The organism is Ensifer sp. 1H6 (assembly GCF_001976035.1).
Classification (GTDB): domain Bacteria; phylum Pseudomonadota; class Alphaproteobacteria; order Rhizobiales; family Rhizobiaceae; genus Ensifer; species Ensifer canadensis.
Genome location: NZ_MOAI01000001.1, coordinates 626,034 through 638,213, shown reverse-complemented (window position 1 = coordinate 638,213; position 12,180 = coordinate 626,034). Strand labels below are relative to the sequence as shown.

Sequence of the window (12,180 nt, the reverse complement as noted above, 5' to 3'; positions counted from 1 at the left end):
CGGCGGCAATCGCCAGCTGTCGCGCCAATGACGAGCCGATCGAAATCGAGCGTGGTTGGCGCGACAGCGCCATCGGCCAGGACCTGAAGCGGGTCAGGAACGTCAAGCCGCTGTGGTCGAAGTTCGGGACAGTGGTCGGCGTGGCGCTCGGCGGTCTCGACATGTGGACCAACCAGCTGTTCGGCTTCTCGTTCTTCGGCACGCTGAAACATGGGCTAACCGACGCGCAGAGCCTCGAACCGGCAGCCCAGCACAAAAAGATCGACTATCCGAAGCCCGACGGTGTTTTGACCTTCGATCGGCTGTCCTCGGTGTTCCTGTCGAACACCAACCACGAGGAAGACCAGCCGATCCACCTGCAGGTGAAGAACCCGGAGCTGCAGCGCACGTCGGAACTGGACGTCTTTGCCGGTCCGTCGACGCGCTACTGTCCCGCCGGGGTCTATGAGTGGGTGGAGAAGGACGGCAAGCCGGTCTTCGTCATCAACGCGCAGAACTGCGTGCACTGCAAGACCTGCGACATCAAGGACCCGAACCAGAACATCAACTGGGTGCCGCCGCAGGGCGGCGAGGGACCGGTCTATCCCAACATGTGAGGGCGGGCGTTTGAGCCCGACTTCGGGCGTCGACGAGGACGTGTGGTCGGCTGCCTGCGTTCTTGGCCCATATCTGTCGCAAGTTTCCGAACATTGGCCTCCATGTCATGAGCGGCTCGACTATTGTACGGAGACATTGGGGAACTCTTCAGCGCCATCACCTATGAAATAAAGCTTACCCAAAGTCGGCTATGCCGCGTGTGTCGAAAAATGACACGACCACCGCTGTCATGTCGCTACCCTTTTCCGAGATCGTTGACTTCCACACCGAGGGCGCCCGCCAGCGCCTCCTTACCGCTATCAGGCATCAGCGCGATGCCTGCCGCAAGGCCTTCCTGCCACGAGGCCCCCCGATCCAATGCCTCCTGGTACGCGTCTGCCAAGAGGTCGCCCTGCCGGGTTTGGATCATGGCCTCGAAGAGCGTGGCCGCTTGCAGGAGGTCCTTGTCCCGCTTCGCCCGCCCGAGCGCGTCTGTCAGCCGCCTTGAAGCCACAATGAGCTTATGGACGGCATACCGTTCGGGAGCAGGCACGTTCACGCTCACGCCTTCCCGATGGAGCAGCACCGTCCGCACGGGCTCGTAGATGAGGTAGTCGAGGAACCGGAGGTTTTCCGCCGACGCACCGCCGAGAGCGGGCATGGGCGAAGGCTTACCCGTGTATTCATCCGACCCCCGATTGCCCGTCAGGAATTCGACCCGGTAATTGGTCCGGTTGACGAATGCAGTCACACGCGCGTTGTCGGCCTGATGGGGGACGGCCCGAAACGAGGGGTCGACAGCTTCCAAGATACCCAAGATCGGAGGCAGGCTGTCATCGACCTCCTGCGAGATCGCGAAATCCATAGCCAGGTCGGCATCGCCAGTCTGCATTGCCGTCGTGGGCAACCGGACGCCAAGGACGCCCGAATAGCAGCCATAGGCAACCGAGCCGACGAGGACGCCACGCAGACGGAAGAACCCCGCATCCGCGAGCGCCTTCGTGACATCGCCGGCGAACCGATCGGGAGCCGACATGCCGCCCGAGCGAAGAAGGGTGGACACCAATCGTCGCCGCTGCTTGATGTTGTCCTTGATCTCGCGATGTCGCCCGACACGCGCTGCGATCTCGGAATCAGCTGCGGGGCCAACATAGGTTCGCTTGTCCTTGCCCTCGGGAGTTGGGATGTCGAAATAGAAATAGTCTTTGCCCTTCACCGGGACCGTGACAAAGCGGCCCTCGAGTGGAAAGTCCGACTGCCATTGAGCGTCCAACGTCTGCTGGGCGAGTTCCGCGAACATCGTCCGGAATACAAGATCCATATCTCTCATGGTCTTCGAAGGCCTCGGTTATAATGAGTTTGCTAAAACATTATAGACGGCAGAAGAGTTATAATGTTTCTGCGAAAAAATTATAACTCTTCTGCCGTCTGTCAAGGCATCAGCCGCGGTCGATCTTTGCGGTAAGCCGACTCGGGTGGCGGCTGCACGCAAATCACGAGCTAGCCAACGCCGGGAGCAAAGGCTTTCGCCGGACGAATTCAACTCATCAAATGTATCAGAAGGTGATCGGAAAATGACGCGACGCATGAGGGAGGCTCCGGAGCTCGCTCAATTGGGAGTGACATAGCTCCTAACGCACCATGCGCGGGCTCACACCTGCCAGCATCTTGATGATGTCGTCCTCTAGCTTCTGACAGCGATCCTCATACTCCTCGATCACCGTGGGATCTGGCATCAGTTGCTCACGTAACTCATCACGCTTCATGGCGGCGACGCCGTAGGCTTCGAGCAGATCGTTGATCGCAAGGAAGTTGGCATCGGAAATCTGTTTCCGGTGTCGTGGCAGCCGCATCATCATTCGGCTTCGCCCGACCTATTCGAAATTCATCACCCGCTCCTCGGCCTGTCGGCTGAGAAGATTGTCCACCACCAAGATGAAAGTGGCAACATGACTTTGAACCGAGGCATCAACGCAGCGGGCCTGTCAGACAGCGGGGAAGGCCTGAAGACGAGGGCCTATCGCGACGTCGCTGGCATCTGGACGGCTACGGCCCCTCGGGGTCGCCGATCTCAGGTGAATTGAATTGCGGGTATGTCTGCGCAACATGGCGGCGCAGTTCTTAAATCCCTGACCCGTCGAGTTCTCGCTCGTCTTCGCCTTCCCAGGGTGAGGGCATCGAGGTGCGATTGAGATTGGCCGAGGGCATCGGCATCCAGCACTTCAATTCGGGCTCGGCGTATTCGATGATGCGGCCGGGCGAGGAATCAGAGGCGCGCCAGCCTTCTGCACCGAACTGATCGCCATTCGACCAATACGCGAGGTCAACTTCTGCCGCCCCCTGTTCGGACGGGCGGATCGTAACGAGGATCCGACTGCCGTTTTTCGGCGCGCTTGCCATGTGGCGCCAGGGGTCTGGTTCGGCCATCATTTTCCTCCTGTCCTGCTGCAGGTTGCAAGTGTCGCCTCGCCATCGAAAACGGTCAACTCAAACTGTGCACAACCCATCGTCTATCGATTGACTGTCCGGTCAGGATGGACGCCCCGAATTGAGGCGTACCATCGCTCCTCGGCTGGTATTTCGCCTCAATCATGCGGAGCGGCCCGCGGGGGTTAGTCTTCCCTGTTCCCGGCGCATCAACGCTCATGGTGGCAATCCTGCCTTCACAAGCCCTTTTCGGAACAAATCCAGCTGCTCCGGACGCTCCAGCAGCAGCCCTCGGCTGATGAAGTTGTCGATCGAGAAGTCGGGACAGAGCCCTAGCAGCTGACGTTTTGCCTTCTCGGTTGCGATCGGATCCCCTGTTTGCGCGTAACAGGCGACCAGGCGCGCGCACGTGAATGGGCCTGGGCTTGGTAGTTCTTCCAGGGCGGCAGCGGCTTCCGCGTAGCGGCCAGTAAGATAGAGGGCGTTGCTGAGGGCTGCGCTGTACCATGGCGGCGGAAACGGATTTAACCGGAAACCTTCATCGATCCATTCCAGCGCTTCATCGAGCTTGCCGCGTCGGGCCAGCAGGCCACCCATTTGCACCAGCGTGTTGGCGTCGTTGGGGTTCATCTGATAGGCCCGACGATAGTGTCGCTCACCCAACTCAAATTCACGTCGGTTAACGTGAATAAGTGCCAGCAATCGTTGGCAACCACTCTCGCCTTCGTCAAGTGTTACCGCCCTACGCGCCAGGGCTAGCGCTTCGTCAAGAACGCCGGATGGTGAGTTGGCGTAGCCGTTCAGTGCGATTTTCGCCAACGCGAGGTGGGAAAGTGCCAACCCGAACTGCGGATCTCGCTCCAGTGCTGCACTGAACATCGTGAACGCCTGTTGATTGTCGTCCTTGTCATAGCTGCGCATATGCACAAGGCCGCGCAGATAGTACTCGTAGGCTGCCAGGCTGTTTGTTGGTTTTCGCAGTGCTTGGCGAACATCCTCGCACTCTATGTGTCCCACGAGGGTGGCGACAATCGTCCGGGTTAGTTGATCCTGAACTGCGAATAGATCTTGGACATCCCGGTCGTAGCGTTCAGACCACAGCTGCTTTCCGGAAACCGCTTCGACGAGCTGGGCCGCAATTCTTAGTCGCTCGCCTGCGCGCCGAACACTGCCCAGAACAAGATAAGTAACACCCAACTTCTTGCTGATCTCATTCAGGTCCGAGTGCCGGTCGCGAAAGCGGAATGACGAGCTAGCATCGATGACGGTAAGCGAACGAAACCGCGCCAGTCCGCATATGACGTCCTCAGTAATTCCGTCGCTGAAAATATCGTGGTGTTGCGATCCGTCCAAATTCTCAAACGGCAAAACAGCAATCGATGTCGGCCTGGCAAGCGAGCCTATCGAAGGGCTGGCTGCCGGCGTTTCCCCCCAATGCCACACGTGGAGGGGACGGGCTATGTTCTTGAGTGATATCTCGCCGCCGTCGACAAATTCCAAGTAGCGACCCGACCCAAGCTGCCGGTGAACGAGATCAGAAATACATATGCCACCTGGCTCCGCCGCCGCCTCCAGGCGGGCTGCAACGTTTACACCATCGCCCAGGACGTCATCACCTTCGACCACCACATCGGCGAGATTGATACCGATCCGCAAGACAAGCGGGAAATCTACTCTCTGGGTTTGTCGGCGGGACTCAAGCTTCGATTGAATTGATATCGCACAATCCACCGCTTCCACAGCTGAGCTGAAGACCACGAGGGAGCCGTCGCCCATCAACTTGACAACCCGGCCGCCTCGGGCATCAACACTTGGCTGAAGAACTGAGGATTGCAGCCGTTTAATAGACCGAACTGTTCGCGTTTCGTCGGCTTCCATGAGCCGCGCATAGCCGACGACGTCGGTCGCCATAATGGCCGCCAGCCGCCGATCAACGCGTTGCTTCGCCATTGCGGTCGTCTCCGCATGAGGTGACGGAAGATATTATCGTACTCTCAAGTGCCGCAAAAGGCGCCGGCCGCGCTCTATCCCGTGTCGGGCCTATTCGCGTGCTGGACAAATGGTCCAGAAACCTACGAGCGCTTGGCGCGCTTCCTCGATGCTCTGGAAAGGCGATGGGTGCCGTGCAAAAACTAATTTGCCGCCCAGAACATCCGCGTAGAGGTCGAATGGGGTAGTCTGGCGCAGGGACCTGCGTCGGCCTACCCGCGTATTCGTGCTAGAACGCGGTCGAGCGCGAGCATGATTGAGCGACTCCCGCCATTTTCCTCGAAGTCTCTGAATACCTGCTCGTTCAGGCCACCCTTGGTGGCAAATTCACGGCTCATCTCAATGAAATCGACCTCCTTGTCGGCAAGGAGCGCCGTTTCGGAAAGGCCAGCAAAGAGGGGTGCGAGATAGGCCTGGCCCTTTTCTTCCGGGAGGCCGTTTTCGGCGAGCCATTCTGTCGCGCGATGCATGATGCCGAAGTAGGTGGCCATCAGGGCGCTCGCCGCCGCGAGTAGATCGTATTCCTCCCTGGTATCGCATTCGACGGCGCTGCCTAGCACATTGAAAATTTCAGCGGTCTCCCGGTCCGGTGGATAGACGGCCGTGACACCCTTGCGCCTGCAGACAAAAGGCAGTGGTATCGCCTGCGTCAGGCTCACATCCGCCCCGATCCAGTCCGATAGCGTGGGTCGACCGGTTGCAGCGATGACGCTGATTACCTTCTGACCGTCGCGGAACTGCAGGGGGCGGATGACCGCTTCGGCAATCTGTGGCCGGACCGCAAGAACGACGGTATCGCAACCATCGACGATCGCCTGATTATCGCTTGAGACGAGAACGGCGGGGAAATCCGCTGCGAGTTTCGCGGAAATCTCCGCATTGCGCGAAGAAAGCATGACCTGTGACACGGCGGCCGGCTCTGCGAGCAGGCCACGCACCATTGCGTCGGTGATCGCTCCGGTTCCGATGAATCCGATCTTCTGGGGGAGGGGCATGGTCTATTCCGCAGCAGCGAGCGGCCCGAAGGCGACGTCGGTCGTGTAGTTCTCGCGCAGGAACGAGATGAAGTTGTCCTGAAATTGCCGGGTGTGGGCATGCGCCAGTTCGTCGGCGCGCTCGACGTTCTTCGCCCGGATCGCCTCCAGCATCAACTCATGCTCGTCGGTCAAGAGATAGCCGTCGCCGGTGCGCTCGAGATATTCGAAATGCAGGTGCAGCATGCGCTGACCCTGGTTGAGGAGCCGCTCGTAGAAGGAAGCGAGATAGGTGTTCTTCCCAGCGTAGGCGACGGCCATGTGGAATTGTTTGTTGGCCTCCGACATCTTCAGGTGCACGCCGGTCCTGACCGCGGTCTCGAATTCCTTTTGACGCCTGGAGATGATCTTAAGGTCCGCATCGGTCCTGAGAGCTGCGGCCAACCGGGTATTCATGCGCTGGGCAACATCGAGTGCTTCAACATATTTGGGAAAGCTCGCAACTTCGATCGGCGCCACGATCGTGCTGCGGTTGGAAAGCGTGACCACCAGATCCTCGCCCGCCAGCCGGATCAGGGCCTCGCGCACTGGCGAGCGGGACATATCGAAGCGCTCGGCAAGCGTCATCTCATCCAGCAGTTGGCCAGGCGGCAGGGCGAGCGCGAGAATTTCGTTTCGCAGCGTGTCGTAGACGCTTTTCCAGCCGGTACCGCGCACCCGTTTCGATTCAATCTCGTCAGACACTTACGTCCCTTTCCGTATTTCGTCGGCATTGGGCCAGAAAAACGACCGCGCAGCAATTGTAAAATTTCTGCTTGACTTTGTCGACACGGAGACGACATAAATTTGTCAGTCGACACGTAGCCGACACAAAAAGACAAAAGAACGGCCACAGCCGACCGGTGGAACCGCGCATTACGCGCTCAGAAATGGGGAATACACATGCTTTCGAGAGTGATGACGTCCGCGATGCGGGCGACGGCGGCGCTCGTCCTGGTGGCGAGCTTTTCTCCCACAGCCGCATCGGCTGAGACCGCAGAAGGATACTGGCAGGGCGTCCAGAAAACCGGGACGCTGCGTTGCGGAGCAGCGGTCGCTCCGCCCTATGTCATGCGCGATCCAGCAAGCGGCGAATATTCCGGATTTTTCGCCGACCTCTGCCGGGAGTTTGCGGAAGTTTTGAAGGTGAAGCCCGAATTCGTCGACACGACCTGGGACAATATCGTCGCCGGCCTGCAGGCCGGGAAATGGGACGTGTCGCTGGCGCTCAACCGGACACCGGCACGGGCCATGGCCGTTCAGTTCTCCGTTCCGGCGATGGAGTATCAGATCTCGCTTGCCTACAATAAGGACAATCCGAAGATCCCGGCTGGCGCGGCCGCAGTTGCCGATATCGACAAGGCAGACATCACGCTTGCGGTGATGTCGGGCACGGCACAGGACAAGGCGATCTCCGCGGCCGTCAAGACTGCGACGATCTTGCGCTTGCCAACCAACGATGAAACACGCCTTGCCGTCGTATCCCGGCGCGCGGACATCCTTGTCGACGCGTCGGATACCAACCAGCTCTTCACGCAGTCGAACCCGGATTGGGCCGTTGCGCTGAACCCCACTCCGGCGCTTGCAAAACAGGGCGTCGCCTTCGGCCTGCCGCACCAGCTTTCGGCCGCCGATGTCGAGGTGGTCGACATCTTCCTAGAAGAACGCGTTGCAACGGGACACGTTGAGGAACTGATCCGCAAGGCAGTGGACCAGGTTCTCAAAGCCAGCAACTGAGCAATGCCGGGGCCGCCTTCCGGCGGCTCCGCTTTTTTGCCTCAAGGAGGAGGTTTGGACGATGTCGGATACCGCTCCACTCGTTAAAATCGAAGGTCTTCACAAGAGCTACGGCGGCGTGGTGAAGGTACTGCAGGGCCTGGACATAGAGATGAACGCCGGTGACCGCGTTGTCGTCATCGGCCCTTCTGGTGGTGGCAAGTCCACTCTACTGCGCGTCCTGATGGGCCTCGAACAGATCGACAGCGGGTCCGTCGGTTTCGGTGGAAAGCCCTATATCTGCGCAAACGGCAACGGCAAGACCACGATCGATGCCAAGGTCCGGCGGTCGATCGGAATGGTGTTTCAGCACTACACGTTATTCCCGCATCTCGACGTGATCGGAAACCTGATCCTCGCACCGATGAAGGTGAGGGGAGAGAAGAAGGCCGACGCCCGGGCGAGAGCGATGGCACTGCTGACCCGCTTCGGTCTGGCACAGAAGGCCAACGCCTATCCCGCCCAGCTTTCGGGCGGTCAAAAACAGCGGGTGGCAATCGCCCGTGCCTTGATGCTCGATCCGAAACTCATGCTGTTCGACGAGGTGACCTCGGCGCTCGATCCCGAGCTTGTGGCCGAAGTCGAACAGGTGATCTTGCAGCTCGCCCAGCAGCAGATGCCGATGGTCATTGTGACCCACGACATGTGGTTTGCGAAGAACATCGCCTCCCGCGTGATTTTCTGCGCCGGCGGCGTGGTCGTCGAAGATGGTCCGCCAGACCAGGTGCTTGGCTCTCCCAAGGAGGAGCGCACGCGCGAGTTCATCGAGCGGGTGTTCCACATAAGGCACTGAGGAGGACGCCATGAACTACAGTTTTGACTTCGCGTCCGTCTTTCGCAATTTCGGACCGCTCTGGGATGGCCTGCTCGTCACGGTCGAACTCACGATCGCCGCCAATGCCATCGGCCTGACGCTCGGTTTCGTGCTGGCGCTGCTCGTCATGAGCCGCTTTGCGGTGATCCGCCTTCCGATCACGCTCTTCATCGAGTTTTTCCGGTGCACACCGGCGATTATACAGATCGTCTGGTTTTTCTACTGTGTTCCCATGCTGTTCAACGTGTTCCTGGGCTCCGTCACGATGGGCATTCTGGCGCTCGGGCTCAATCTCGCGGCGTTCAATGCGGAAGCCTATCGTGCCTCCATCCAGGCCGTTCCAAGGGAGCAGCTTGATGCAGGCGTGGCGCTAGGTCTGAGACCGTTCCAACGGATCCTCTACATCGTCCTGCCCGCGGCCGTTCGCAACTCAGTTCCGGTTCTGCTCACCAATGGCATCGGCGCCTTCCAGCAGAGTGCGCTGGTTGCCATCGTCGCCGTTCAGGACCTGATGTACCAGGGCAAGACCCTGGCCACCCAGACCTACCGCCCGATCGAGACGTTCACCATCGTCGCGCTCGTTTACTTCGCCGTTTCGTTTCCGGTGTCCCAGATCGTCGGTTATCTGGAACGCCGTCGCGAAGCCCTGGCAAGCTGAGGAGGCGAGCGATGACGTTCAATTTCGCGATCGTGTTCAAATTCCAGGAGGCGCTCCTGTTCGGCCTCTGGATGACGCTCAAACTGACCCTGATGTGCATCGTGCTCGGTTGCGTCCTCGGATTTCTGCTGGCGCTCGCCAGGACCTCCAGGAGCGCGATCCTGCGCGGCCTGTCCAATGTCTATGTGGAGTTCTTCCGCGGCACGCCCGTGCTCGTGCAACTGTTCTGGGTTTTCTTCTGCCTGCCGCTGGTCCTCGGTGTCGAGCTCTCCAACATGGCGTCCGGCGTGATCGCGCTGACGCTCTATATGGGTGCGATCAGCAGCGAGACTTTCCGGGCCTCGCTCAAATCTGTCGGACGCGAACAATTGGATGCCTGTGTGGCGCTCGGACTTTCTCCTTGGGCGCGCACGACGAGCGTCGTTCTTCCGCAAGCCATACTGCGCGCCGCACCGACGCTGCTCTCCAACTGTGTCAGTCTCTTCAAAGAGAGCGCGCTTGTCTCGGCCGTCGGCATGGTAGACCTCATGTTTGTCGGCCAAAACATCTCCAACAACACGGCCCGCCCGGTCGAAGTGCTGACCGTCGTCGCGTTCATCTACTTCATCATTGCCTTCCCCCTGACGCGCGCCGTCACCGTCATCGAACTACGCATCCTCAAGCGACTGGCCGTCTGACGGCCTCCCATCTGAACCCTCGAATGGAGATCTCCATGAAACTCTCAGGCGTCATGCCCGCCCTCGTTACCCCCTTCGATACGCAAGGTAAGATCGACTTTGCCGCTTTTGAAAAGCATCTGACCAATCTGCGTGAAGCGGGCGTCACGGGCTGGGTGCCTTGCGGGTCCTCAGGTGAATACAGTTTCATGTCCGACGACGAGCGTGACCAGGTGCTGAAGTTCGTCAAGGACTTTGCGAAGCCTGGCGAGATCCTGATCGCCGGCACGAACGCGCCGTCGACAGCCGGCGTTATCGCCAACACGTTGCGCGCCAAGGAAATGGGCTACGACGCCGTCTTGTTGGCGACACCCTTCTACACCAAGCCAACCCAGGCCGAACTGATCAAGCACTTCCACACCGTTCTGGACGCAACCGACGTGAAGATCGTGCTCTACAGCTATCCGGACAAGGACGGGGTCGAACTGGGCTGGGACGTTCTCGACGCGCTCGCCGACGATCCACGCATCATCGGCATCAAGGAAAGTTCGGGCTCCCTGCAGCGCGCCATCGGTATCGCCACCCGCTACGAGGGTCGCATCCAGTTGGTTTCCGGTTCTGATGACATCGCTCTCGATTTCATGATCTGGGGAGCCGACAGCTGGATCTGCGGACCTGCCAACTGCATGGCGAAGGCCGTCTGCGATCTCGACCGCACGTTCAAGGCTGGCGATCTCGCCAAGGCAAAGAAGCAGATGGCGACGCTCTACACGGCGATGAACATCCTTGAATCGGGCAAGTTCGTACAAAAGCTCAAATATGGCTGCGAAGTCCAGGGTACGCCAGTTGGCGAATGCAGGGCTCCGCTCGGTCCGCTGACGGATGAGGAAAAAGCCGAGTTCCGTGCTGCCATGCAGCCGATCCTGAACTGGTAAGTCGATATGACCGGGCGACAACCTCCCGGTCAACCCTGAAGCCTGGCTGGAAAGAGAGCGGCATGACCACTGTGGTTGTTGGCGCAGGTATCATCGGCACCACCATCGCCTACGAATTGCAAAAGCGTGGGCGACGGGTGGTTTTGCTCGACAAGGGAGATGTCGGGGGCGGTGCGTCCTTTGGCAATATGGCTTCCATTGCCGTGACGGAGTTCATGCCGGCTTCGCGTCCGTCGATCTGGCGGCAGATTCCCGGCTGGCTGCTCGACCCGGAAGGCCCGGTTCGTATCCGTCCGGGCTATATGCCAAAGCTGGTTCCCTGGTTCGCCCGATTTGTCGCCGCTTCGAGGCCCGGCAAGCTGCGGCAGCTTGAAGCGCAGGGAGCGGCCCTGTGCAAGCGCGTCTACGACGATCTGTTGCCGCTGCTGCGTGAGACCGGCCTGGAAGGTGAGTTGACGGAGGAAGGTTGCCTCTCGCTCTACAGCAACGAGGCGGAGTTTCGCGCCGACCGAGAGCATATCGAAATCCTGGAACGCTTCGACTTCCCGCATCAGCGGCTGACGGGTGCGCAGGCCCGTGAACTCGAACCGGAGCTGTCGGACGGCATCGGTGTTGCGGTCCTCTTCCCCCAGAACCGAAGCCTGCGCGACCCCTTCCGTCTGGTGAACAGTCTGGCCCGGAAATTCACCTCGCTCGGGGGTGAAATCCGGCGCGGCGAGGTCGCGGGGTTTGAATGGTCCGACCGCATTACCGCCGTCCGGCTCGTCGGCGGTGGGCATATTGCCGCCAACGAGGTCATGATCTGCGCAGGGGCACATAGCGGCCTTCTGTCAAAAATGTTGGGAGAACCGATGCCGCTGGAGACCGAGCGCGGCTACCATACGCAGATCATGTCTCCCGGCATCTCGATGCGCCACTCCATCATCTGGCCCGCCCGAGCCTTCATGGTTACGCCGACGGCAGGCGGCATTCGTGTCGGTGGCACGGTCGAAATGGCCGGTCTCGACGCCGCTCCCGACTACCGTCGCGCCAAAGTGACGGTTCGGCGAGCGCAGACGGCCTTGCCGAACCTGCGTCGCGAGAACGTTTCCGAATGGATGGGCCATCGCCCGGCCTTTCCGGATACCGTGCCGGTGATGTCAGCCTCGGCGAAGGTGCCAGGGCTCTTCTATGCGATCGGGCATGGCCATCTGGGGGTAACCTATGCGGCGACGACAGCGCGCCTGATGGGCGATCTGATCACCGGCGTGACGCCCCCCGTGGACATGCGTCCCTATCGTATCGACCGGTTCTGAAGGGAGGATTGAATGGCAAAGGATCTCTCGGCAGCAGCTAC

The 12,180-nt window shown here is 59.9% G+C and carries 13 protein-coding genes; 7 read left to right on the top strand and 6 right to left on the bottom strand.

Going from position 1 to position 12,180, the window contains the following annotated elements; all coding sequences use genetic code 11:
* A partial coding sequence (locus BKP54_RS02865; RefSeq protein WP_198956809.1) for a 4Fe-4S dicluster domain-containing protein occupies positions 1-596 on the top strand: 596 nt, incomplete at its 5' end.
* Positions 597-832: 236 nt separating this feature from the next.
* On the opposite strand, the gene BKP54_RS02860 is transcribed toward BKP54_RS02865, so the two are convergent.
* The 6 genes from BKP54_RS02860 to BKP54_RS02835 form a co-directional block, all read right to left on the bottom strand.
* Positions 833-1,906, bottom strand: a complete 1,074-nt coding sequence (locus BKP54_RS02860; protein WP_084814248.1) for a GSU2403 family nucleotidyltransferase fold protein — start codon at positions 1,904-1,906, stop codon at positions 833-835.
* A gap of 301 nt (positions 1,907-2,207) precedes the next feature.
* Positions 2,208-2,435, bottom strand: coding sequence for a hypothetical protein (locus BKP54_RS02855; RefSeq protein ID WP_084814247.1), 228 nt, complete (start codon positions 2,433-2,435; stop codon positions 2,208-2,210).
* A gap of 262 nt (positions 2,436-2,697) precedes the next feature.
* Entirely contained in the window at positions 2,698-3,003 is a 306-nt protein-coding gene (locus BKP54_RS02850) for a hypothetical protein (RefSeq protein ID WP_025428240.1), read from the bottom strand.
* A gap of 216 nt (positions 3,004-3,219) precedes the next feature.
* Positions 3,220-4,953, bottom strand: a complete 1,734-nt coding sequence (locus tag BKP54_RS02845; protein WP_084814246.1) for an adenylate/guanylate cyclase domain-containing protein — start codon at positions 4,951-4,953, stop codon at positions 3,220-3,222.
* A gap of 251 nt (positions 4,954-5,204) precedes the next feature.
* The gene (locus BKP54_RS02840) at positions 5,205-5,987 is read right to left on the bottom strand and encodes a pyrroline-5-carboxylate reductase (protein WP_084814245.1); all 783 of its coding nucleotides are present in this window, start codon (positions 5,985-5,987) and stop codon (positions 5,205-5,207) included.
* A 3-nt stretch (positions 5,988-5,990) separates the two neighbouring features.
* Positions 5,991-6,710, bottom strand: coding sequence for a GntR family transcriptional regulator (locus BKP54_RS02835; protein ID WP_025430602.1), 720 nt, complete (start codon positions 6,708-6,710; stop codon positions 5,991-5,993).
* A 198-nt stretch (positions 6,711-6,908) separates the two neighbouring features.
* Here BKP54_RS02835 and BKP54_RS02830 point away from each other — a divergent pair, with 198 nt between their 5' ends.
* From BKP54_RS02830 to BKP54_RS02805, 6 genes are all read left to right on the top strand, one after another.
* A complete protein-coding gene (locus tag BKP54_RS02830; protein WP_084814244.1) occupies positions 6,909-7,742 on the top strand; it encodes a transporter substrate-binding domain-containing protein in 834 nt (277 codons plus the stop codon).
* Positions 7,743-7,803: 61 nt separating this feature from the next.
* Positions 7,804-8,574, top strand: coding sequence for an amino acid ABC transporter ATP-binding protein (locus BKP54_RS02825; protein ID WP_084814243.1), 771 nt, complete (start codon positions 7,804-7,806; stop codon positions 8,572-8,574).
* Between the two features lie 10 nt (positions 8,575-8,584).
* The gene (locus tag BKP54_RS02820; RefSeq protein WP_025430605.1) at positions 8,585-9,253 is read left to right on the top strand and encodes an amino acid ABC transporter permease; all 669 of its coding nucleotides are present in this window, start codon (positions 8,585-8,587) and stop codon (positions 9,251-9,253) included.
* A gap of 11 nt (positions 9,254-9,264) precedes the next feature.
* Positions 9,265-9,930 (top strand): amino acid ABC transporter permease, encoded by a 666-nt coding sequence (locus BKP54_RS02815; protein ID WP_084814242.1) that lies wholly within the window; start codon positions 9,265-9,267, stop codon positions 9,928-9,930.
* A 35-nt stretch (positions 9,931-9,965) separates the two neighbouring features.
* The gene (locus BKP54_RS02810) at positions 9,966-10,844 is read left to right on the top strand and encodes a dihydrodipicolinate synthase family protein (protein WP_084814269.1); all 879 of its coding nucleotides are present in this window, start codon (positions 9,966-9,968) and stop codon (positions 10,842-10,844) included.
* A 62-nt stretch (positions 10,845-10,906) separates the two neighbouring features.
* Positions 10,907-12,139 carry an FAD-binding oxidoreductase gene (locus BKP54_RS02805; RefSeq protein WP_084814241.1) on the top strand — a complete coding sequence of 411 codons (1,233 nt, stop codon included), beginning with the start codon at positions 10,907-10,909 and terminating at the stop codon, positions 12,137-12,139.
* The last annotated feature ends 41 nt before the right edge of the window (positions 12,140-12,180 follow it).

Coding starts and splice junctions, on each gene's coding strand:
- BKP54_RS02815 (WP_084814242.1), top strand. CDS start 9,265: ATGACGTTCAATTTCGCGATCGTGTTCAAATTCCAGGAGGCGCTCCTG.
- BKP54_RS02845 (WP_084814246.1), bottom strand. CDS start 4,953: ATGGCGAAGCAACGCGTTGATCGGCGGCTGGCGGCCATTATGGCGACC.
- BKP54_RS02830 (WP_084814244.1), top strand. CDS start 6,909: ATGCTTTCGAGAGTGATGACGTCCGCGATGCGGGCGACGGCGGCGCTC.
- BKP54_RS02850 (WP_025428240.1), bottom strand. CDS start 3,003: ATGGCCGAACCAGACCCCTGGCGCCACATGGCAAGCGCGCCGAAAAAC.
- BKP54_RS02805 (WP_084814241.1), top strand. CDS start 10,907: ATGACCACTGTGGTTGTTGGCGCAGGTATCATCGGCACCACCATCGCC.
- BKP54_RS02825 (WP_084814243.1), top strand. CDS start 7,804: ATGTCGGATACCGCTCCACTCGTTAAAATCGAAGGTCTTCACAAGAGC.
- BKP54_RS02840 (WP_084814245.1), bottom strand. CDS start 5,987: ATGCCCCTCCCCCAGAAGATCGGATTCATCGGAACCGGAGCGATCACC.
- BKP54_RS02810 (WP_084814269.1), top strand. CDS start 9,966: ATGAAACTCTCAGGCGTCATGCCCGCCCTCGTTACCCCCTTCGATACG.
- BKP54_RS02860 (WP_084814248.1), bottom strand. CDS start 1,906: ATGAGAGATATGGATCTTGTATTCCGGACGATGTTCGCGGAACTCGCC.
- BKP54_RS02820 (WP_025430605.1), top strand. CDS start 8,585: ATGAACTACAGTTTTGACTTCGCGTCCGTCTTTCGCAATTTCGGACCG.
- BKP54_RS02855 (WP_084814247.1), bottom strand. CDS start 2,435: ATGATGATGCGGCTGCCACGACACCGGAAACAGATTTCCGATGCCAAC.